The organism is Mesobacillus maritimus, assembly GCF_019749255.1.
Lineage (GTDB): Bacteria > Bacillota > Bacilli > Bacillales > Cytobacillaceae > Mesobacillus_B > Mesobacillus_B maritimus_A.
In genome coordinates, this window is record NZ_JACWFH010000029.1 from 46,361 (window position 1) to 67,677 (window position 21,317).

The following is a 21,317-nucleotide window of genomic DNA, read 5'->3' on the forward strand; positions in this document are numbered from 1 at the left end:
AACAAACTTGATTATAAAAAACACTTCATTGGAGGATGACGAGACGATGACTTTTCATAAAGATCCGAATACATTTGTTTCCCACGTTCACTTAAAGGTTCAAAACCTTGAGCGTTCATTAGAATTTTATCAAAACATTATTGGTTTAAAGGTGTTAAATCAACAAGAACGCAAAGTGGATTTAACGGCAGATGGGAAAACAGCATTGCTGACGATTGAACAACCGGAAGCTATCAACCCTAAACAACAACGAACAACAGGTTTGTACCATTATGCTTTGCTTCTGCCTAGCCGTGCAGATTTAGCGAAAGTGATTCTCCATATGATTCAAACGCAATATCCCATCCAGGGAGGCTCGGACCATCTTGTGAGTGAAGCTTTATATCTAGCGGATCCTGATGGCAATGGAATTGAGATTTATCATGACCGTCCAGCTTCAACTTGGAAATGGGAAGGTAAGGAAGTTGTGATGACAACGGAGCCGATGGATGTAGAAGGCATCTTAAAGGAAGATGATGGCCAACCATGGAGCGGCTTGCCTGCTGGCACAATTATGGGGCATATCCATCTACATGTGGCTGAATTTAAAAAAACAGAGCAATTTTATTGCGAAGGTCTTGGCTTTGAGATTGTTTGCAGATACGGCGGACAGGCTCTGTTTATTTCGACAGGTGGATATCACCATCATATTGGACTCAATACTTGGAATGGCGTAGGAGCTCCAGCACCTGCGGAAAACAGTGTTGGGATGAGCTCATACAGTGTCGTATTCCCAAATGAAACAACTCGTAAAGAGGCTGTTGCCCGATTATTAACCTTAGGTGCTGTCGTGACTGAAAAACAGGGCTCTCTTTTCACCAAAGATCCTTCCGGAAACACCATTGAACTAAGAGTTTAAATTGGAAGGGAATGGGGCTTGGCTAGGTCCTGTTTTTAAGATAGGATAGAAGAGTTATTAAAAATTTTGCTTCGTCCATTGGAGCAGAGGAAATTTTATAGATTTTAACAGAGCAAAAAGAGAAACGATAGATGGCATCCCTTTAGAGTGGATGCCTTAATAATTGTAATTTTAATCGTACCCAACAAATTCAAATAAGATGCAATACTAGATGCACATATGATATAAAATTAGGTGGTTTTAACATGATACTTGAAGCAGATGTTTGCATTGTTGGTGCTGGTCCTGGGGGAGCGCTGCTCGGATATTTACTGGCGCAGAACAATCTGTCTGTGATTGTGGTGGAACAGCACGAAACATACGATAAAGAATTTCGCGGCGAACACCTGAATGCTGAAGGCGAAGAGGTTTTACGAGCGTTTGGTCTATATGAAAAGGTGGAGGCAGAAGGGCTCCTGCTTATGGACCGCGTTGAATATTGGCACCATGGGAAAGTGTTAAAAACGGTCAGACCTGCAGTAGGGGAAAAACATGTAGGGATTCATGTTCCACAACGGAATTTACTTAGTGTGTTGTTTCGTGAATCTGAAAAGTTTGCGAACCATCAATTGATGATGGGGACGAAGGTAACGGAACTCATCATGAACGAGAGTGGTTCAGTCACGGGAATTAAAGCCAAAAAAGGCGACCAACTTATCAGTATTCATAGTTCCGTTGTCATCGGCGCTGATGGGCGGTTTTCGACAGTTCGGAAATTAGCTCAAATTCCGTTTGCAACGATTAGCCATGGCTACGATTTACTTTGGGCAAAAATTCCGAGTCCCGTAGGTTGGGAGCCAACCATTCGTCAGGCCCTTGTAGATGATAAGCAGTTTGCTTTATTTACTCAGGCAGGTGGGTTCGTCCAAATAGGATGGAATATTGAAGAAGGCTCATTTCCTCGTTTGCGGAAGCAATCCTTTGCACCGTTTATTGACCAGGTAACAGCGGCGTTTCCGGAATTGACGGAGAGTGTAAATCAGCATATTCAATCATGGAATGATTTTATTTTATTAAAGGTTCACAGCTCTAAATGTGAGACTTGGGTAAATGATGGACTAGCGTTGATGGGGGATGCAGCCCATACGATGAGTCCAACGGGTGCGTTTGGAATCAATGCGGCATTGGTGGACGCAAAAGTGTTAAGTGAAGTTCTTGTTGAAGGTTTTGTTTATGGGGATACGAGTGCGGAGCAATTAAAGATATATGAGCTGCAACGCCGGATAAAGGTGGAAACACTACAAAACCAACAATTAGTAAAAGAAGCAAATTTTAAAGAAGCTTTCGCTGTTCCTGTTCTTTCATAAGTCGGGGATGCTAAAGTCTTGGGGATGGAGGGACATCAATGGGAGAATTACAAGTGAAATCGAACATACTATCTGTATTGGAAGATAAAATTCAGCTCATTAAGAAAGATGATAGTGCGATATATTTAGTGGGCCCTATTAAACTACCAGTGAATTTACACGGGGAAACCGTGGAGTTTAAGTGGTATAGTTGGTTGAAAGCGGACGATTTGGTAGAAGACTTTCAAGATTTAATTGATCGATTGTCTTCTGCAGGATTGGCTGATTTCCAGCAATCTAGCGTTCTAGTATATGGAGACTTCGAGTATAGTGATGATGCGCTAATCCGCATGCACTCGATTTGTCATACGGGAGATATCTTTGGCAGCAAGCGATGTGATTGTGGCTACCAGTTGAGACAGTCAATGAAAATGATGGTTGAACATGGGTCAGGGGCGCTCTTTTATTTGGCGAATCATGAAGGGCGCGGCATTGGCTTGTTCAGCAAGGCGATGGCGTATATCCTCCAGGAAAATGGCTATGATACGGTGGAAGCAAACCAAGCACTTGGCTTTGCAGATGACTCTCGAAACTATGACGAAGCGATCTCGGTGTTAAAAGCGTTAAGAGAAAAGCCAGTCACGTTGATTACCAATAATCCTAAAAAGCTAGAAGCTTTAAAAAGTGCCGGTTTACCTGTTTCTGGCAGAACTCCGTTATGGGGAGATGTCTCTGAGTTCAATGAACATTACTTGGAGACAAAAAGAAACAAATCTGGGCATATGGTGTAGGATTAAAATTGAAATATTTTCTGAATTCTGGAGGGTGCCTAAAATCTGGATGGTGCCTGGCACCATCTGGTTGGTGACAGGCACCATCCATTTATTGTAAGGAGTGCTTTATACATGAAATTTGGATTTGATATTGATGATACATTGATTAACTTACGTGAGCATGCTTTTCATCTTTATAATCAGAAGATGAATAAACATATAGATTTAAAAGCTTTTCGAGAGCTTCAAAGAGTGGAAATCCACGAACCTTTTGGCTTAACAGATGAAGAAGGGAAGCGGATGTGGGATTCCTCACTAGAAGAGATTTATTATACTTCTTGTCCTGCTTTTCCAGGTGCTGCAGAGCTGTTGAATGACTTGGTGGACAAGGGGCATGAGGTCTATTATATTACCTCAAGACCAAAAGAGCATGGTGAGCGGACGATGAAGTGGATGGTAGAAAACGGCTTTCCTGTTCAGAGTGATCGCTTCTTTTACGGAATGAAGGATTCGGAAAAAGTAGACATCATTCGTAATCTACAGTTAGATTACTATTTTGATGATAAACCTGAAGTGTTAGAAACACTTCATGGTGAATCTCTTCGTGTCTATGTAAAAGATCAATCCTATAATCAGCATGTGGCGATTCCGAGAGTGAAAAATTGGATTGATTTTACGTTTGAGGATTAGTTTATTTATAATTGAAGGGAAACCCTGTTCTTTTTTGAAGAACAGGGATTTTTTGTTTGCGGCAAGATAGATGGTACCGTCAGGAAAATACGGATTTACAATTTTAAGGTCGTTTCCATATAAAAAAGCCTAATTTCTTAGCATTTATTAAGAAATTAGGCTTTTTTCATTGCTCTGTTAATGCCCCAAGGTAGGGTGAAAAATCATAATATTATTTACTATCTTTACCACTAAATTCATTAAGACTTTGGGATCGTTTTTTTTAAAATTTTCATCTTTAAAAATCAAACAATGACATCACTTGTTTATTAAAATTCAAACAAAAATAACTTTTGTTTGAACATCTATTGACACCTCATAAACTTTATACTAATATGTTTGTTAAGTAACGGACAAAAAAGAAAATCGTTTAACATTTTAAATTTCGACAGGATGTGTTGGCTAGTGGATATTTCAGAGCATTTTTGGAAGGCCTCGTTGGAAGAACTTAAACAGGGGTATATTCAAGAGGCGGATTCATATAGGTGCCTCTTATGTGGGGAGGAAATTGAAAAAGGGATTATTTACCCTTTTGACGGAATTTTTTACGAAGCACAGAGATATATGCGTGTTCATATCGAGCGTACTCATCAATCCGTGTTTGATTATTTAATTGATCTTGATAAGAAATTGACAGGTCTTACCGACCACCAGAATCACTTGCTTCGTCTTTTTTATCAGGGTAAAAGCGATAAAGAAGTACAAGTTGAAATGGGAATTGGTAGCACCTCTACGATTAGGCATCATCGTTTTGCGTTAAAGGAGAAGGAACGCCAGGCAAAGACTTTTTTAGCTATTATGGAGCTTTTAAAGGAAAAAGATCAGAACGCACCAGCGTTTGTCCCACCACATAAAACAGCGAAAATGATAGATGATCGGTATGCTATTACGGAAAAGGAACAACAAGAAATCATTCAAAAGTTTTTACCAGAAGGGATCAATGGTCGATTAACAAAATTCCCACCGAAGGAAAAACAAAGACTGATTGTTCTGCGAGAAATGGCTAAACGATTCGAAAGTAATGCCAATTATTCAGAAAAGGGAATTAACCAGGTTTTAGAAGATATGTATGATGATTATGTATTAATTCGGAGATATTTAATCGAATATGGCTTTTTAGAAAGAAAGTCAGATGGAAGTCAATACAGGCTGAAACAATAGAGAAAGTGAGTGTCTACAATGGATCGAAAAAAGGAATTAAAACAGATATATAAGGAAACCCCGATTGAGGGTGGTGTTTTCCAAATTAAAAATAACCAAAACGGAAAACTCTTTATCGGAAGCACAAGAAATTTTAAAACATTAAACGGACTAAAATTCAGTTTAGAAGCAGGTACATTCTCACCTACGAACAAGGAACTACAAGAAGACTGGAGTCGTTATGGATCAAGTGCTTTCAGTATTGATATTTTAGAAACACTTAAAAAGAAAGATAACCCGTATTTTAATGAAAAAGAAGCATTGCAGGAACTTGAATATAAGTGGTTAGATCAGTTTCAACCGTATGAAGAAAGAGGATACAACAAGAAAAAGCAAAGGTAATTACCTTTTAGGAGCAAACATAAATGAATAATTCAATAAACAAATCAACGTCATTAGTAAAACCTATGATTGCATTCCTCATTCCTGTCATTTTTGCAAGTGTTTTGCAATCATTAGGTCAAGTGTTTGGAATAATCGTCGTTGGGCAAACACTTGGAGTAGATTCTTTGGCAGCTATTTCTGCATTCTTCCCTCTATTCTTTTTTTTAATGTCCTTTGTAATCGGAATTGGATCTGGAAGTTCCATTCTAGTTGGGCAAACGTACGGTGGTGGAAATATCTCAAAAATGAAGGAAGTTGTTGGAGTAACTTTGGCATTTACGATGATCATATCCATTGCTGTCGCCTTAATCGGAGGGCTATTTACAGAAGATATTTTAATATGGATGGGAACACCTGAGAATATTCTGGTTGCAAGTGCAGAATATGCACGTATTTTATTTGTTACATTACCTATTACTTTCTTATATATGTGCTATACAACCTTTATGAGAGGTGTTGGAGATTCAAAAACACCTTTTTATTTCTTATTGATTAGTATTTTTTTAAATATCGCCTTGCTTCCAATTCTTATTTTCGGTTGGTTCGGTTTACCGGAATTTGGATTAAATGGTGCTGCTTATGCTTCTGTATTAGCCAATTTCCTTACATTTGTGATTCTATTAGTGTACTTACACAAAAAAAGTCATGTACTCAAATTAGATTCTATTATTTTGAAACATCTTCACTTAAAAGGCTCTGTATTGAAAACCTTACTAAAATTAGCCATTCCTACCAGCATAAGTATGGTTTCCATCGCATTGTCAGAAATCGTAGTCATAACTTTTGTAAATGATTATGGATCCAATGCAACGGCTGCATACGGAATCGTGAATCAAATTGCAAGCTACGTTCAAATACCAGCGATGAGCATTTCAATTGCCATTTCAGTATTTGTTGCGCAAGCCGTAGGTTCAGGGAACATCTCAAATATCAAACACATTACAAAAATAGCGATTACTCTTAATTATCTTCTTGGTGGTATTCTATTAATCATTCTTTACCTGATACCAACCCCTATTTTAGGGATCTTTTTAGATAATTCCGATACGATTAGTATAGCAAAAGGTCTTATTATTATCTCATTTTGGAGTTATTTGATTTTGGGGCACACTCAGGCAATCTCAGCAACAATGAGAGCAACAGGTACTGTTCTTTGGCCGACCATTTTTACAATTACAAGTATTTTGCTAATTGAAGTTCCGGTAGCATACTTTTTGTCACATTATACAACACTTGGGATAAGTGGAATATGGCTTGCATACCCAATTGCTTTCATAGTGAATTTCTTGGCCCAATTTATATATCATCAATTTTTCTGGAAAAGGAAATCCTTAAAAGCACTAATTAATTAAACCTACTTAAAAAGAAACTATTTTTCTCTATTTTAATAAGTAGCTTCTTTTAGATTTCCTTACTAAATGTCCCTTTAATGGATTAAGTTATGATTATTGAATCCCTTCCGACAGCTTTCTATATAAAGAAGCTCTAGAATTTCGCAAATTTGCTTTACACTTATACCTGCTTCTTTCTTAGCTAGCTCAATCCCTTCACGTTGATGCATAGGAATAAGATCGCCATCTAATTGGTTAACACAATCCATTACCGTAATTAAGAAGTGGCTGTATTGATTATCTGATAAAACTCTTTCACAGGATTAAGAATTTTTATTGTAAAAACGATGCTAAATAATGGGGTTGCTATAACTCTTTTATTCAGCAAGTTCGTGAAAAAATGCACTTAAACTATAGGGTGGGTTTGTTCAACAAGCTACCAAAAATAGATATTAAAAAGCGGCTCAGTAAGTGAACTGAGCCGCTTTATATTTTATTCGCAAAAACAGATACAAAAGGCTGTACAAATTTAGCTGCATTTTCGAGTTTTACGACAGGAAACGGAACCCGTTACAATCTAAATATCTGCTTCCTATCGACCATCACTCAATGCTTATATTCGCATGAAAGAGAGAAGTATGGGAATCGAGGAGAGGTCTCAATGCCTATATTCATTAGAATGGGAGAAGTATGGGAACCGAAGAGCCGCCTCAATGCCTATACTCAATAGAATGGGAGAAGTATGGGAATCGAAGAGTCGCCTCAATGCCCAAACTCAATAGAAAGAGGGAAGTATGGGAACGGAGGAGCGGTCTCAATGCCCAAACTCAAAAGAAAAAGAGAAGTATGGGAACCGAAGAGCTGTCTCAGTCTCGATGCCTATACTTAAATAAAAAAGTTCGTCTCGATACCCAACCCAACCTCACTAGTAAAAAACAATAAAAAAAGACTCTACAATGAGAGTCTTTTATATATGTGATTCAATTATAATTATGCTTTACGTACGTTAGTTGCTTGAGGTCCGCGTTGACCTTGTTCAACTTCAAAAGTCACGTCTTGGCCTTCGTCTAAAGATTTGAAGCCTTCTCCTTGGATTGCTGAGAAGTGAACGAATACGTCGTCTCCAGCTTCGCGTTCAATGAATCCGAATCCCTTTTCTGCGTTAAACCATTTCACTTTACCTTGTTCCATTTGTGTATCCTCCTCGTGTGCTTAGCACACATTGTGTTACTATCCTTGCTTATAAGAGACAGAAAGCAGATTCACTTCACGATCTTTTCGAACAAACAAAAATAATTCTTTCTAAATATAACAGGGTTACCAAATTAAAGCAATGGGATAATAACCCAGTTTATTCTGATAAAAGTAAAAAAAGCCTTTTTATAGGCTTTAATTCGCTTGGGCAATGACACCTAACATTTTTTCTTCAAGTAGGTCACTAGCCTGATTTTCAGTTATCCCGTTAATAATCCCCAGTTCACTAACGAGGATTTTCTTTGCGTTGTATAGCATTTGTCTTTCACTTGAGTTTAGTTTTTTTTCTTCATTGCGAATCATCAAATCACGGACAACCTCTGCTCCTTCAAGCATGTTCCCTGATTTCACCTTCTCCATGTTCGATGTAAAACGCTGTTTCCATGTTTGTGTATGGTCGGGCTCTTCATGATGGAAAACGCCCAGCACTTTCTCTAAGTCCACCTTTTTTGTTACGGAACGGATGCTAGAATGACTCATTTTGTTAACGGGAATCATGACCTGCATACTACTTGCCATCTTAATCACGTAATATTGCTGGACCTTCCCTTGAATCTCTCTTTCCTCAATGGCCTCAATCGTCCCTGCACCATGCATCGGATAAACAATTTGATCACCAATCTGAAACATTCATCCACCTCCGTATTAAGTACATACATAAGCATAACACAGAGTAAATTTATTAGCAAATTAATAATAATACCATAGGGTTTTTACTCGCGTCAACGAATTTTTAGTGATTGATAAATATTTTTTTGTAATGGGCATAAGTGACATTTATTGACTACTAGGTTCATGTTGAAAAGGGAAAGTATTTTATGTTTAAAGATATGAAAATTCATCCAGTGAGCTCCTTAGTAAATGACAATGAGAAAGCTGAGGAGTCGTCAGTCTTTAGTCTGATGAACAAATAAATCTAGAGCCGTTTTTCCATCATGAATTGATTCGATAAGATGATAGTACAGGAAACAAATGGGAGGAAATTAAAATGAAGAAGGTATTTGTTTTAGGGGTTATGAGTGTTCTCATGTTGATAATAGTCTCCGGTTGTCAGATGGATGTTGGTGGGAATGAAGAGAGTTTCGAGGTGCAGGTTGACAAGGATCATGCTAAGGAACTTGAGGTTGAATTAAATATTGGCGCTGGAGAATTAAATGTTGAGTCTGGTGGAAAAGAGTGGGTAGAGGGAACCATTGATTATAATCACAAGAAATTGGAGCCAGAGATTTCCTATAAGGTAAAAGGAGATGCAGGGGTTGCAGTAATTGAGCAAGGGGAGAAAGGGTTGCTTGATAAAATAAACATTGGTGAAATCGAAAATCATTGGAACCTGCGCTTAAATGACGAAATTCCAATGGATCTAGTCATCAATTCTGGGGCTTCAGAAACGATGTTAGATTTAAAAGGGTTAGAACTTCAAAATCTCGAAGTAAATGCCGGTGTCGGAGACATCAGTATTGACCTAAGTGGCGATTGGCAGGAGAGTTTTGATGCTAGCCTTGATATGGGGATTGGAAAATCAACGATTATCCTTCCTTCTGACGTAGGAGTGAAAATTGAAGCTTCAAAAGGAATTGGAGAATCCAATCTGGTCGGGTTTGTTTCACAGGGCAATGGGGTTTATGTCAATGATGCTTTTAAGGATGCTGATGTGGTAATCAACCTGAAAACCAACCTTGGTGTGGGTGAAGCAACCTTTAAAATGGAATGAGCCTCGTCGTGATTTTATCAAGCATCTGTTTTTACCTTACCATCATGTAGAAAAGGGAGGGGCTTTTCCTTCCCTTTTGCTGCTTTTTTACAAATGAATGGTATCAATACTTTCAGCTTAGAGTCGCTAAGCCCACTCACAGTACGGAGTTATTAACCAAACGTTTGATTAAAGTGAGTTCAACGATTATAGGTTCCTTCCCACAGTAAGAGTTACCGTTCACCTTCTTGACACTCAACGTACGTGTATATCAAGGGTGCATTGTATACAATAAAATCGGTATAGGTTTTATTTCTAAAGTCTTATAACTGATGGGCCCAATTGTGAAACCAAGCTTGGCTGAATACGTATTACAAACAGGTGTTGATAAACAAATTACCATATGGCTTTGTCCATAATACATATGAAGGAAAAATTTCGATTGTGGGGCAGTTTGGATGACTAGTCCAAGGCTTTTTGGCTCTCTCAAGTCAATATTAGAAGTTGAGGTAAAGTGATAGGCATTCCCTGCCCTTTTGAAGTGTTGAGAACAAATAGGCTTAAAAATAATTCTAAAACGAATTAACATCTAAAAAACCAGTCTTGAAAGGAGATCTATTGATGAAAAAAGTACTATTAAGTGCAGCTGCAGTTCTTTTATTATCCTCTGTTGCAGCTTGTTCCCAGACAGAGTCTGAGGGAGAAAATGCAGCTGCGGAAGAAAGAGTTGCAGCCGTAGAAGTAGCAGAGGCTGTAAAAGGTGATTTAATACTTGAACGTTCGCTATTTGGCCGTACGGCTCCCAATAGCACCACACCAATTGTATTACAATCGCCTGGAGAGGTAGATTCTCTAGAAGTAGAGAATGGCGAACTTGTAGAAGAAGATGATATCATTGCGAAACTGTCGACACCAGTTGGCAAACAAACTATCCGTGCACCTAAAGACGGAGAAGTTGCGAATTTAAAGGCAGCTGAAGGGGACACGGTTTCCACTGAAGAACCTTTTGCACTGATTGCGGATTTGGATACAATCAAGCTAAATTTCACTGTTACGGCAGATGTACGTAAGCTCGTAGAGGTTGATAAAAAAATGAATGTAACGATTGAAAATAAGCAATATGAGGCGACAATCACATCGGTGAGTACGATGCCGGACGACACTGGCTTGTACCCTGTAGATGCAAAAGTGGACAATGAAAATCATACACTTTTACCAGGAATGGTGGCAGAATTATCTGTTCCTGAACAACAAATTAAGGATGCAATCATCATTCCGACAGCATCGATTATCGAAGAAGATGATGAAACGTTCGTCTATGTGGTGAAAGACAACCAAGCGAAGAAGCAAGTCATCACTGTTGTAGAAACACAATCAGCCGAAACAGCCGTTGAAGGTGACATCCAGGTTGGCGACTCTATTATCGTTACGGGTCAACTGACACTTTCAGATGGCGTTCAAGTGAACGTTGTGAAAGGGGAATAAAACTTTGAAACTTGTCAATACATCCGTCAAACGTCCTGTCGGCGTGATCATGATCGTGCTTGCAATCATTGCCCTCGGCATTGTCTCAGTTCGAAACCTTGCAGTGGATCTTTTTCCTAAAATTGATCTACCAATAGCGGTTGTCGCCACCAGTTATCAGGATGCTGCGCCAGAGGATGTCGAGAATTTAATTAGTCGCAGTATTGAAGGAGCTGTCAGTACCGTTGAAGGAATTGATACGCTTCAATCTCAATCACAGGCGGGGTCATCGCTTGTGGTGATGATGTTTAAAAATGACGTAGATTTAGATCAGGCACTGCTTGATGTTAGAGAAAAAGTGGACCAAGTGAAGGCCATGCTTCCTGAACAAGCAGGGGATCCAACGATTTTACGGTTTAGTCCAGAAGCCATGCCGGTCATGTATGTGGGCTTAACAGGCAAGGATCCGGTAAAGTTAACGGAAATTGCCAATGAGCAAGTGGTTCCTTTTATCGAGCGTCAGGGTGGCGTCGCATCTGTAACAGTGGAGGGTGCAAAGGAACGTGAAATTCAGCTTGAACTAAGTCAGGCTAAACTGCAACAATATGGGATTAATCCGCAATCGATCGTTCAAGCCCTTAACAGTACAAACCAATCAGGTTCGGTTGGTACGATTGAAAAGGGAAATCAAAATCTTCAACTCAGGGTGACGGGTGAATTTGAGTCTGTTGATGAAATTGGTGAAAGTATCATCCAAACACCAGCAGGAGCCACCATACTTCTTAAAGATGTTGCTGAAGTCCATGACACATTCAATGCTTTCACCTCAACTGCCTTTGTGAATGGTGAGCATTCTCTCGTTTTATCAATGATGAAGCAAACCGATGCCAACACGGTGGAGGTTGCTGGGAATATTCAGGATAGCCTCGAGGAGTTAAAAGCAGAGCTAGGCTCCGAGGTTGAATTGGAAGTCCTGATTGATACATCAGAGTTTATCACGATGAGTATCGATTCGGTGATTCAAAATATCCTGATTGGTGGAGTTATTTCTGTCTTTGTCTTGTTGTTATTTTTAAACAGCATCCGAGCAACACTCGTTATTGGTCTTTCCATCCCGATTGCTTTGATTTCAACCTTTGCGTTGATGTATTTTACGGGTCAAACACTAAATGTCCTGACACTAGGTGGATTAGCACTTGGAATTGGGATGATGGTCGACAGCTCGATTGTGATTTTAGAAAACATCTATTCTTATCGTAAGCAGGGGTATCGTTTAAAAGAAGCGGCAATTAAAGGAGCTTCAGAATTGGCACCAGCGGTGATTGCGTCAACGACCACGACGATCGTTGTCTTTTTACCAATGGTGTTTGTTGAAGGAATTGCTTCTGATTTATTTATGCCGCTTGGCTTAGCGGTCGCCTTCTCGTTAGTAGCTTCGCTTGTGGTTGCGATTACGTTAGTCCCAATGCTCTCGTCGAAACTACTGTCAAAAGCAATCGAGAGGGATGGGCGTCGATATTGGTTTGACACGTTTCTTGATAAGGTCCGTACAAGATATAGCGGTGGGTTAAAACGAGTCTTGAAGTTCAGAAAAACAACTGTGCTGATTACGATTTTAGCGATTGCCGGAAGCTTAGCATTAATTCCTGTGATAGGTGCCGAGCTCATGCCTGCAGCTGACCAAGGTCAGGCTCAAATTACCGTTGAGACCCAGGCGGGCACGAATTCGGACTATATGCTAGGTATTGTCGAAAAGGTGAATGAAACGATTGCACAATATGATGATGTGATTGAAGTTAGCTATGTCACCGTCAGCAATGGTGGCGTAGGGATGATGGGACCGAGCTCAGCTAACGAAGCAAGCTATACGCTTCAGCTTGTTCCTGTATCCGAAAGAGATCGGTCAACAAAAGAGATCATGCACGAAATGAATGAAAAACTGCAATCCATTCCTGGTGCAGAAATTGCAGCAAGCTCAATGGATGCTGGTCTGAGCATGGGGGACCCGATTCAAATTCAATTGAATGGACCTGAACATGAAGTGTTGCGTGAGCTTGCGACCCAAGTGGTAGCCGAGATTTCTACAATTGATGGAGTTTCGAACCCGACAACGGGTGCATCAGAAGGTGTACCGCAGATGAGCATCCAGATTGATGAAGGAAAAGCGGCTGCGTATGGGTTAACCCAGGAACAGATTATGAGTCAAGTTCAAATGAACTTTATGGGGCAAACGGCGACGCGCTATCGTGAGGAAGGTCAAGAGATGAACGTGGTCCTTGTGTATCCAGAAGACGCAAGAAGTACCATCAATCATCTTCATGATATGAAAATTCAAACTTCTACTGGTACGGTGCTGCCTTTAGATGAGCTGGCAGAGTTTAGTGAGACACAAGGGCCAGTCGCGCTACATAGGCAGAATCAACAGGCACAAATGAATGTGACTACGGGCATTACTGGTCGCGATTTAGGTGGAATTTCCGCGGATATTGAGTCTAGATTGGAGGCGATGAATTTCCCTGAAGGATATAGCTTTACGATAGGTGGGGAGGCTGCAGATATGCAAGAAGCCTTCGTTGACCTAGCTGTTGCCTTGGTCTTCTCAATCTTCTTGGTATACGCCGTTATGGCTGTCCAATTTGAGAATTTCCTCTACCCGTTTATCATCATGTTCGCCTTGCCTACTTCGGTCATTGGTGTGCTTGGAGGGTTGTTTATTGCGGGTGTACCGTTAAGTGTCCCAGGATTCATTGGAATTATCATGTTGGCTGGGATTGTTGTTAATAACTCCATTGTCTTGGTTGACTATATCAACATTCTCAGAGGTCGTGGAATGGAGCGAAATGAGGCGATTATTGAGGCTGGTCGCAGCAGGTTGCGCCCTATCTTAATGACGACGTTAACCACGGTGTTGGCGATGATTCCGTTAGGGCTAGCATTAGGGGAAGGAGCGGAAATGCAACAGCCACTTGCGATTACCATCATCTTTGGGTTGAGTGTATCGACGCTGTTTACCTTATTCCTTGTACCAGTCATCTATACGATGTTTGACGATTTAACAGGTTGGATTACTGGTCGTAGAAAAAAACGCCGAAAGGCAGAAGCAGAAGCTTAAAACGGTGAAAAGTCGTATTGATAGGAGAGAAGTGTTTTGTACACTTCTCTTTTTCAGTACGCTCTTTTGGAACTTATTGGTTTTTGGGTTTTGAGTAGTATGTCATAATAGTAGCTACAGGAGCATTTTGGAGAGGAGGGAAGGATGGATGTTTCTTGATTTGCTGTTCACTGGTATTTTTCTCCTTGCGATTTATTATTTAATTCGCTATCAACTCAACTTAAAGAAGGCAGCAGAGAACTCTCAACAAGCACTTTATCCGAAAACCGCTGACGAGTTTGCTAGTGTGCTTATCCCTGCAGAGTGGAAAGCAATGGAGCCCCTTACGAAAGAGACTAAAACCTACCGATATGTACAATGGGGAAGTGTATTGGCACTTGTATTATTGATTGTTCTGCTGGGAATTGTTTTGTTTACTGATTGGCTCGGATCTTCTTTTTTCAGTATTGCGTATTTCTTTTTTGCGATCATTAACGTGATCCCGCATCGGGGGAATTTATATCTTTTTCAAGATGGGATCATTCTGAATGGCCGATATTATGCTACAAAGCAAATAAGTTCGTATAAAATTGAAGAAATCGTACGTTGGCATGAGCTCTACGGCCTGGATGATCGTGTGAATTATGGGTATAAATTAACCTTCCGTGTGAAAAATTTTAGGTTCATCCAACCAAATTATGTTGTAATCACCGAGCGAGACCAACTTGATAAAATAGTAGATCTACTAAAGAGACAGGGAATCTCCGGTGAGATTACTTCAGTAAATTCGGAAAGTCGCATCGAGGAAAATGTACGAAGAGGTTAATTCGTTTTATTTAAAAGCTACCCAAGAGGGTGTCCCTTTGTTGATAAGGGACACCCTCTTTTGTTGTCATTCATTCGTTAGAAGGCACCAGACCCACCGCCCCCGCCACCTGTACCTCCGCCGCCTCCGATGCTTGAACTAGAGGAGCTTGAAAGGCTACTTTGCGTTGTTTCATTGGCTGCATGGAACGATGTAGCGGCCATTGGTCCGAAATAGGTGAAGGTGGTGATATCCGCAGGAGCATAAGCGCCAGCACTTTTAAATTGGTAATTCAAAGGGGACTTAAATGATTTTACAAGTTCCTCATTTTTCTCAATAATGCCCCGGTTCTTAATCCCGATTCCATAACTATAAGCACGCATTTGTTCATCTGTACTAAGCGCTTGCCATTCTTGCTCTGTTAATTGTGCAAACCGCTGCTTTAGAGCACCCCATTCAAGGATTAGCTTCAAGCCTTTCCAAGATTTTGGATGATAAAAAATCGCATAAACTAACCCTGTTACCGATAAGAGAATGGTTAAGAAAAACCATCCGAATAAATCGTAAACCGCGAACAACACAATCAGAGGGACAAGCAATAGACTACCAACTGCAATTCCCCAGCGGTATCCAGTGCTTTTTTCATATAAACCTTGTTGTTTGATTTCTGAGGCAACTGTTTGCATCCATAATTGTTCTTTTGCATGATAGGTTTGATGATTTGATTCTTTTGCACTATAACTTGCGAGATCTTCGAAGCGGAAATACCCGTCTTTGCCCACCTCATAAAACAAAAGGGAAGCAAGCATTTGTTCATGGGGGTGTGCATTAGCTGGTAGACGCTCCAACTTAAACTGAGTATCCGATGTTTTCGTCACATACCCAAGTCGAACTAAATCCATTAATGCTGCCGCCATGGTTTCAGGTGTTGTCAAACTTGCGCCATTCGTAAAAACAATCGTTGCCGGTAAACTCATTATTTGCTCTGGGACAAAAAAGCTATCACTAATTTCACGTTCCACTGCAGCCTTTTTCATCCGGCCCTTTATATAGGTAAAAGCCATCAATGCAATCAGGATAATCACTAAGGTTGGAATGGTGATGGTGGCAATGGAGGATAATTTGTCTCTTGTTTCCGCTCGCGCAGCCGCCTGATCGAGAAGGTCTTGGTGAGCCTTGAGGATTTCCGCTCTCATAGGTTTATCTGCTGTTACCGTAGCGCTAGGGAAAAGGCTTGCCTCGTAAGCAACGCGAATGTCGCCATTTTCGCCAGATGGAACTTCGCCTAAGTTGAACACTACCGAACCATCACCTTGTAAGTTTTGGGTTTCAAACGCTTCATCATACCCGAAGCTGATCACGTTTGAAGTTTGTTCAGGTGGATGTACGGTGATGACAAGCTGTTCATAGGTTGATTCATTCCGATCATCGAAAAATGGCCAATAAAATTGTGCCACATCAGAGTAGACATCCATTCCGTTTTTAATGGTGTAGTCTAATACAGCGGTTATTTGTTCATCCTCACCAGCGCGGTGGATTTTGTAGAGAGAATCTTCCCGCTCCACTTTTAATGTTTTCCCGTTTTCTGTTGCCGTGAAATCGGAAATTTGGGCGCCCTCTTTTGGAAATATCTCACGGGTGATTCCGTTAAATTCCCCTTCAAAACGGTAGGTATGATGTTCTTTTACCTTTACACTACCGTCCTCTTGTAAAAAAGCATCAATTTTTACATCAGTAATAGAATAGTCAACTGCTAGTCCCTGCAATGGGAATATAAATAGCACTGCAAGGATGGTAAAAACCAGCGTCATTGTCACACGCCACAATGTCTTCATTTATACACGCCCTTCCTCTTTCCCATAAATATAGTACGAACTACCAACTGGGAAAGTTTCACAGCTTATAGGTAAGGAGTAGTCACCAATCATACGAACATGTCACGAAAAAAGGCCTTCCCAGTTCGCTCAGGGAAGGCCATATAGTTTAGGAATTTTTCTTTTTTGTATTCTCATCGTGATTATCTCCAACACCGCTAACAGCTCCAGAAATGAGGTTAGCGAATTGATCCACCGACTCCATCATTCCCCCATGTACCTGCCCATCCATCTTACTGGGTTTTCCTTTGTTCTTCTTTTCACCCTGAGGATCATGAATTCGCATGTTTTTCCCCCTTTTCGAGTTTAGTATGCTTATTGTATATAAAAAGCTGCTCATTTATTCAATTATTACAGAGCCATACCATCACCTTTTGTTTGAAATTTTCTAATTATTAGGTACGATAAAAGAGAAAAATACGTTTTGATTTTTTAGTTGGTTAGGGGTGTTGTAATGGCGCAAAAAGTAGAGGTAAGAACGTGGTTATATGGGTAGTCAACGTATCCAACCTCAAGCGATGGTGACGGGTGAAAAAAGCATTCTTTTCAAATTTGGCGACCACGAAAAGGTGGATCAAGACACCTATCACGATGTATTAAGGTTTGCAGAAATGGTTCAAAAGGACAACCACTATCTACTGGAGGAAATCGTTCCAAGCTACCAAACCGTAACGGTTTATTTTAAAAAAGAACCAGCTGAGATGGAGGAAATCATCCAGCGATATAGGTCGAAGTGGAAGAACTATAGGCAGATTGAGGAAAAAATGTCTGCTCGGAAAATAACGATTCCTGTTTGTTATGAGGAACCATACAGTTTAGATATTGAACGAGTGATGAAACAGAATACCCTCAGTAGAGACGAAGTGATTGCTTTGCATTGCGGCACAACCTATACCGTATACATGATCGGGTTTTTGCCAGGATTTCCTTATTTAGGAAAGTTAGATGGACGTTTGGCAACACCACGACTTCATACGCCAAGGCTTCAAGTTGAAAAGGGTGCGGTCGGAATTGGTGGTCACCAGACGGGAATTTATCCCCTAGACAGCCCGGGTGGATGGAATATCATCGGGAAATCACCGCTTGACCTGTTTCATCCAATGCGAGAAGAACCTTTCTTCATTCAAGCAGGCGATCAGCTAGCATTTTACCCAATTACCATGTCAGAATATCGAACTATAAGATTGGAATTGGACAAAGGTTCTGATTCAATTCAGAGGTTTATTCAAACCGATAAAAGGAGTGTGTTACGTGAAGATTGATTTTAATGCAGACGTAGGGGAAAGCTTCGGTTCTTATACAATTGGTGACGATGAGCAGTTGTTTCGCTATATTACTTCCGCTAACATTGCCTGTGGCTTTCATGCAGGGGATTTTAACGTTATGCAAACAACGGTAAAAAAGGCAAAGAAACACGGAGTCGCTGTCGGAGCTCATCCAGGATATCCAGATTTGCAAGGGTTTGGACGTAGAGAGTTAACCATGACACCCTCAGAAATCTATAATATGGTTGTCTATCAGATTGGGGCGTTAAGGCAATTTTGTGAGATTCATGGCGTCCCCCTTCAGCATGTGAAGCCTCATGGTGCTTTGTATAATCTGGGTGCTGTTGACCAAAAAGTTGCAGAAGCTATTGCAAATGCCGTTCGCGATGCCGCGACAGAAGCGATATTATTTGGATTATGTAAGAGTGAATTCATTCATGCCGGGAAAAGACTTGGGTTAAAAACAGCTTCGGAAGCCTTTGCGGATCGTCGGTATTCTGATGAAGGGAGACTACTTTCGCGTCAATTGCCTAATGCCGTTTTGCATACATATGAAGAGATTCTTGAACAGGTTCGAGAGATTGTTTTTAACAAAAGGGTAAAGACGGCAACAGGAAATTGGATTCCTTTGGAAGCTGATACAATCTGCTTTCACGGTGATGGTCAAAATGTCGCTCACCACACAGCGCTAATTCGAGATGCGCTAGCAAAAGAAAAAGTTCAGGTTCTTCATGTAGGTGCTCCAGATGATTCCACTCTTTAAGGTAAAAAAAGCGGGTGTCTATGGGTCGATTCAAGATAGAGGACGCCATGGCTACCAACGATTTGGGGTTCCAGTTTCAGGGGCAATGGATCTGAAATCCTATCAATTGGGTCACTATATTCTTGGGAACAACTCCAATTCTCCCTCGTTAGAATTGTTTTTAGGTGGCCAGGAGTTCGAGGTGCTTCATGATCATCGAATCGTCATGACAGGTGCTAATTTAGAAGCGACGCTTGATGGGGAGCCTGTTCCGAATTGGAAGAGTTTTTTAGTTTTCAGTGGTCAAGTTTTACGGTTTGCCAGGCCGTTAGACGGGAGCATTGCTTATCTAACGCCTGAGGGAGGCTTCTATTCGGAAATGTTGCTGGGAAGTGCGTCTGTTTATCCGAAAGGCTTGCTGGGGACACCTTTAAAAAAGGGGATGATTTTATATGGGAACCGGGCCCACCGGGGGAAGTTTCAGACTGGTTTATGTTTTTCGGAGCGTCCAGAGTTTGATCAACAAGTTGAAGTAGAAGTGTGGCGGAGTCCGCATGAACACTTGTTTACGAAAGACGCAGTGGAGACGTTCTTCACGTCGACTTATACCCTTAAAACAGGCGATCGAATGGGATACCTTCTTGAGGGACCACAGCTTGAGTTTATCAAGGGAAGTGATATTCTCTCCGAAGCAACACAGTTTGGAACCATTCAAGTACCAAATAGCGGGCAACCGATTATTTTAATGGCTGATGCGCAAACAATTGGCGGCTATGCTACGATTGGGAAAATCGCCCAAGCAGATCTTTGGAAAGTGGCTCAATTGAAAAGAGGCGGGGAAGTCCGTTTTAAGAGACGGTAGAAACTGTCGATAATTGATGAACGAAACTAAGTCTACTTCCACGAATTTACATTGAATATCGGGAGCGTTTTAGGTAATATATAAACATAAGCTGCGTTGTGCGTAATCGTATTTAAGTTTTAACCTTTAAGCTGTAATAGGGAGTTTTACATTGAAACTGAAATGACAAGCCTCCGTCTATATGACAAAGAGGACAGGCAGGATGGTTTCTGCGAACACCCACTTTGAGGAGTGGTGGTTTAAAACTTTCTTATCTAATATTACGGCAAATGCGGCTGTACATACCGTAAGATGAATCAGTCCTGTTGAGGGGCTGGTTTTTATTTTTTAGCTTGAGGGGATCTACACCAAGATATTACCATTGAATAATGGTTCCGGATTAGGTAATATATAAACATAAGCTGCGTTGTGCGTAATCGTATTTAAGTTTTAACCTTTAAGCTGTAATAGGGAGTTTTACATCGAAACTGGAATGACAAGCCTCCGTCTATACGACAAAGAGGACAGGCAGGATGGTTTCTGCGAACACCCACTTTGAGGAGTGGTGGTTTAAAACTTTCTTATCTAATATTACGGCAAATGCGGCTGTACATATGTTTAAACCAAGCCAGTTTCCTATCGGGAGCTGGTTTTTTTGTGTAGCCGGACGCATAAAAAGGGTGTTCTTACGATTTTATACCTAAAAGAGGTAGTTTTCTTCAAGAAATGTTTGTTTTTACGTGATAGAATTGTGAATTTATAGAGGTGGGGGTATATTTTATTCCCCGTAGGGAGAATAAAATTAAAGGATTTATTAGAAAAACAAATTATATTCCCCTTAGGAGACGATATATTCCCTCTAAGGGACGATATATTCCCCTTAGGGAGAATAAAAATCACATCACCCATAAGAAAAGCTCATCATACAAAAAAATGACATCACATAAAAACCGGACTGCCTAAGATTGTAGGCAATCCGGTTTATTTAAATCATTGTAGCAGCTAAAAAACCTTCCTCAGTTGCGTCAATGATTCTTCTTGGTTGATATACGTCTCCAATGATATGAAACAGAGTAAATGTAGCAAAAGATCGTGTTTAGGGCTTGCTTGTTTGTTTCGGGCAGAGGCGGCAGGACAGACATTTTTTGCAGTTGTTTGCGTTTATTTTTACTTTAGTCAGACTCTCTTTTTCTGTTGGTTTGATTGGACTTGTGGTCACCATCTAGTGAGCTCCCTCCTCATTTGGCGCCAAAACTTGTTTCTGGTAGACTCCTTTTATTAGGCAGTTTTCCTAAGCATTGTTGTTAAAAATGCTTCGCCCACTCTCGCTCTTAGATAGTTCTCTTAGTTCCCAGTTTTGCTTTGTGAAGCCTCTACCGCTTTAAGATGTGTTTTGTCATCGGCCGGCTTCACTTCGTCATTCCCATTTCCATTTACCAAGTCGTGAGTTGCTTTTTTAAACTCTTTTAACGTATTCCCGAAAGCCCGGCCAATCTCAGGTAGCTTCGAAGGACCAAAGATAATTAAAGCAATCACGAGAATCAGAATAAGCCCTGGAATTCCTATATTCTGTAGCATTTTATAAACCTCCTAAATTCTGGGTGGTGCCTGTCACCTGTTCACTAGCCTTGCATGGGTTTAAAAATTTCCC

Annotated in this window: 19 protein-coding genes, 2 other RNA genes and 1 pseudogene; 16 read left to right on the forward strand and 6 right to left on the reverse strand. The window is 40.6% G+C overall.

Translation table 11 applies throughout. The features are described from left to right. Positions 1 to 46: 46 nt before the first annotated feature. From H0185_RS18980 to H0185_RS19010, 7 genes are all read left to right on the forward strand, one after another. Positions 47 to 898, forward strand: a complete 852-nt coding sequence (locus H0185_RS18980; RefSeq protein ID WP_221875067.1) for a VOC family protein — start codon at positions 47 to 49, stop codon at positions 896 to 898. Between the two features lie 245 nt (positions 899 to 1,143). Further along, complete coding sequence (locus H0185_RS18985; protein ID WP_221875068.1) at positions 1,144 to 2,244, forward strand: FAD-dependent monooxygenase; 1,101 nt, start codon at positions 1,144 to 1,146, stop codon at positions 2,242 to 2,244. A 38-nt stretch (positions 2,245 to 2,282) separates the two neighbouring features. Next, positions 2,283 to 3,014: a GTP cyclohydrolase II gene (locus H0185_RS18990; protein ID WP_221875069.1), complete on the forward strand. Its 732-nt coding sequence runs from the start codon at positions 2,283 to 2,285 to the stop codon at positions 3,012 to 3,014. 114 nt (positions 3,015 to 3,128) lie between these two features. Continuing rightward, positions 3,129 to 3,686: a 5' nucleotidase, NT5C type gene (locus H0185_RS18995; RefSeq protein ID WP_221875070.1), complete on the forward strand. Its 558-nt coding sequence runs from the start codon at positions 3,129 to 3,131 to the stop codon at positions 3,684 to 3,686. 444 nt (positions 3,687 to 4,130) lie between these two features. Further along, positions 4,131 to 4,886 (forward strand): DUF2087 domain-containing protein, encoded by a 756-nt coding sequence (locus tag H0185_RS19000; RefSeq protein ID WP_221875071.1) that lies wholly within the window; start codon positions 4,131 to 4,133, stop codon positions 4,884 to 4,886. Positions 4,887 to 4,904: 18 nt separating this feature from the next. After that, complete coding sequence (locus tag H0185_RS19005; RefSeq protein WP_221875072.1) at positions 4,905 to 5,267, forward strand: GIY-YIG nuclease family protein; 363 nt, start codon at positions 4,905 to 4,907, stop codon at positions 5,265 to 5,267. A 23-nt stretch (positions 5,268 to 5,290) separates the two neighbouring features. Then, positions 5,291 to 6,661, forward strand: coding sequence for an MATE family efflux transporter (locus H0185_RS19010; RefSeq protein ID WP_221875073.1), 1,371 nt, complete (start codon positions 5,291 to 5,293; stop codon positions 6,659 to 6,661). 93 nt (positions 6,662 to 6,754) lie between these two features. On the opposite strand, the pseudogene H0185_RS19015 reads toward H0185_RS19010, so the two are convergent. The 3 genes and pseudogenes from H0185_RS19015 to H0185_RS19025 all read right to left on the reverse strand — a co-directional run. Further along, positions 6,755 to 6,942 (reverse strand): annotated as a pseudogene (locus tag H0185_RS19015) (recombinase family protein); the annotation flags it as partial. A 688-nt stretch (positions 6,943 to 7,630) separates the two neighbouring features. Continuing rightward, positions 7,631 to 7,831, reverse strand: a complete 201-nt coding sequence (locus H0185_RS19020) for a cold-shock protein (protein WP_221875074.1) — start codon at positions 7,829 to 7,831, stop codon at positions 7,631 to 7,633. Between the two features lie 198 nt (positions 7,832 to 8,029). Then, positions 8,030 to 8,524, reverse strand: coding sequence for a CarD family transcriptional regulator (locus tag H0185_RS19025; protein ID WP_221875075.1), 495 nt, complete (start codon positions 8,522 to 8,524; stop codon positions 8,030 to 8,032). Between the two features lie 358 nt (positions 8,525 to 8,882). Here H0185_RS19025 and H0185_RS19030 point away from each other — a divergent pair, with 358 nt between their 5' ends. From H0185_RS19030 to H0185_RS19045, 4 genes are all read left to right on the forward strand, one after another. Next, positions 8,883 to 9,605 (forward strand): toast rack family protein, encoded by a 723-nt coding sequence (locus tag H0185_RS19030; protein WP_246629294.1) that lies wholly within the window; start codon positions 8,883 to 8,885, stop codon positions 9,603 to 9,605. Positions 9,606 to 10,205: 600 nt separating this feature from the next. Next, complete coding sequence (locus H0185_RS19035; RefSeq protein WP_221875076.1) at positions 10,206 to 11,069, forward strand: efflux RND transporter periplasmic adaptor subunit; 864 nt, start codon at positions 10,206 to 10,208, stop codon at positions 11,067 to 11,069. 4 nt (positions 11,070 to 11,073) lie between these two features. Beyond that, the gene (locus tag H0185_RS19040) at positions 11,074 to 14,160 is read left to right on the forward strand and encodes an efflux RND transporter permease subunit (protein WP_221875077.1); all 3,087 of its coding nucleotides are present in this window, start codon (positions 11,074 to 11,076) and stop codon (positions 14,158 to 14,160) included. 148 nt (positions 14,161 to 14,308) lie between these two features. Further along, on the forward strand, positions 14,309 to 14,965 hold the full coding sequence (locus tag H0185_RS19045; protein ID WP_221875078.1) for a hypothetical protein: 657 nt from the start codon (positions 14,309 to 14,311) through the stop codon (positions 14,963 to 14,965). A 77-nt stretch (positions 14,966 to 15,042) separates the two neighbouring features. Here the strand turns inward: H0185_RS19045 and H0185_RS19050 are convergent, their stop codons facing one another. Further along, positions 15,043 to 16,779, reverse strand: a complete 1,737-nt coding sequence (locus H0185_RS19050) for a DUF2207 domain-containing protein (RefSeq protein ID WP_221875079.1) — start codon at positions 16,777 to 16,779, stop codon at positions 15,043 to 15,045. A 148-nt stretch (positions 16,780 to 16,927) separates the two neighbouring features. Beyond that, on the reverse strand, positions 16,928 to 17,104 hold the full coding sequence (locus H0185_RS19055; protein WP_221875080.1) for a hypothetical protein: 177 nt from the start codon (positions 17,102 to 17,104) through the stop codon (positions 16,928 to 16,930). A gap of 202 nt (positions 17,105 to 17,306) precedes the next feature. On the opposite strand from H0185_RS19055, the gene pxpB reads away from it, so the two are divergent. From pxpB to ssrS (H0185_RS19080), 5 genes are all read left to right on the forward strand, one after another. After that, positions 17,307 to 18,080 carry a 5-oxoprolinase subunit PxpB gene (gene pxpB, locus H0185_RS19060; RefSeq protein ID WP_221875081.1) on the forward strand — a complete coding sequence of 258 codons (774 nt, stop codon included), beginning with the start codon at positions 17,307 to 17,309 and terminating at the stop codon, positions 18,078 to 18,080. Continuing rightward, the gene (locus tag H0185_RS19065) at positions 18,070 to 18,846 is read left to right on the forward strand and encodes a LamB/YcsF family protein (RefSeq protein ID WP_221875082.1); all 777 of its coding nucleotides are present in this window, start codon (positions 18,070 to 18,072) and stop codon (positions 18,844 to 18,846) included. The genes pxpB and H0185_RS19065 overlap by 11 nt, the downstream gene beginning before the upstream one ends. Beyond that, positions 18,830 to 19,687: a 5-oxoprolinase subunit C family protein gene (locus H0185_RS19070; protein WP_221875083.1), complete on the forward strand. Its 858-nt coding sequence runs from the start codon at positions 18,830 to 18,832 to the stop codon at positions 19,685 to 19,687. Before H0185_RS19065 ends, H0185_RS19070 begins: the two co-directional genes overlap by 17 nt. A gap of 85 nt (positions 19,688 to 19,772) precedes the next feature. Next, a non-coding RNA gene (ssrS, locus tag H0185_RS19075) (6S RNA) lies at positions 19,773 to 19,969 on the forward strand. 113 nt (positions 19,970 to 20,082) lie between these two features. Next, positions 20,083 to 20,279, forward strand: a non-coding RNA gene (gene ssrS / locus H0185_RS19080) — 6S RNA. 731 nt (positions 20,280 to 21,010) lie between these two features. Here the strand turns inward: ssrS (H0185_RS19080) and tatA are convergent. Next, entirely contained in the window at positions 21,011 to 21,244 is a 234-nt protein-coding gene (tatA, locus tag H0185_RS19085) for a twin-arginine translocase TatA/TatE family subunit (protein ID WP_221875084.1), read from the reverse strand. Positions 21,245 to 21,317 lie beyond the last annotated feature (73 nt).

What these genes read in the sequence shown, in the direction of transcription:
- H0185_RS18980 (WP_221875067.1), top strand. Translation starts at nt 47, where the DNA reads ATGACTTTTCATAAAGATCCGAATACATTTGTTTCCCACGTTCACTTA.
- H0185_RS18985 (WP_221875068.1), top strand. Translation starts at nt 1,144, where the DNA reads ATGATACTTGAAGCAGATGTTTGCATTGTTGGTGCTGGTCCTGGGGGA.
- H0185_RS18990 (WP_221875069.1), top strand. Translation starts at nt 2,283, where the DNA reads ATGGGAGAATTACAAGTGAAATCGAACATACTATCTGTATTGGAAGAT.
- H0185_RS18995 (WP_221875070.1), top strand. Translation starts at nt 3,129, where the DNA reads ATGAAATTTGGATTTGATATTGATGATACATTGATTAACTTACGTGAG.
- H0185_RS19005 (WP_221875072.1), top strand. Translation starts at nt 4,905, where the DNA reads ATGGATCGAAAAAAGGAATTAAAACAGATATATAAGGAAACCCCGATT.
- H0185_RS19010 (WP_221875073.1), top strand. Translation starts at nt 5,291, where the DNA reads ATGAATAATTCAATAAACAAATCAACGTCATTAGTAAAACCTATGATT.
- H0185_RS19020 (WP_221875074.1), bottom strand. Translation starts at nt 7,831, where the DNA reads ATGGAACAAGGTAAAGTGAAATGGTTTAACGCAGAAAAGGGATTCGGA.
- H0185_RS19025 (WP_221875075.1), bottom strand. Translation starts at nt 8,524, where the DNA reads ATGTTTCAGATTGGTGATCAAATTGTTTATCCGATGCATGGTGCAGGG.
- H0185_RS19030 (WP_246629294.1), top strand. Translation starts at nt 8,883, where the DNA reads ATGAAGAAGGTATTTGTTTTAGGGGTTATGAGTGTTCTCATGTTGATA.
- H0185_RS19035 (WP_221875076.1), top strand. Translation starts at nt 10,206, where the DNA reads ATGAAAAAAGTACTATTAAGTGCAGCTGCAGTTCTTTTATTATCCTCT.
- H0185_RS19045 (WP_221875078.1), top strand. Translation starts at nt 14,309, where the DNA reads ATGTTTCTTGATTTGCTGTTCACTGGTATTTTTCTCCTTGCGATTTAT.
- H0185_RS19050 (WP_221875079.1), bottom strand. Translation starts at nt 16,779, where the DNA reads ATGAAGACATTGTGGCGTGTGACAATGACGCTGGTTTTTACCATCCTT.
- H0185_RS19055 (WP_221875080.1), bottom strand. Translation starts at nt 17,104, where the DNA reads ATGCGAATTCATGATCCTCAGGGTGAAAAGAAGAACAAAGGAAAACCC.
- pxpB (WP_221875081.1), top strand. Translation starts at nt 17,307, where the DNA reads ATGGGTAGTCAACGTATCCAACCTCAAGCGATGGTGACGGGTGAAAAA.
- H0185_RS19070 (WP_221875083.1), top strand. Translation starts at nt 18,830, where the DNA reads ATGATTCCACTCTTTAAGGTAAAAAAAGCGGGTGTCTATGGGTCGATT.
- tatA (WP_221875084.1), bottom strand. Translation starts at nt 21,244, where the DNA reads ATGCTACAGAATATAGGAATTCCAGGGCTTATTCTGATTCTCGTGATT.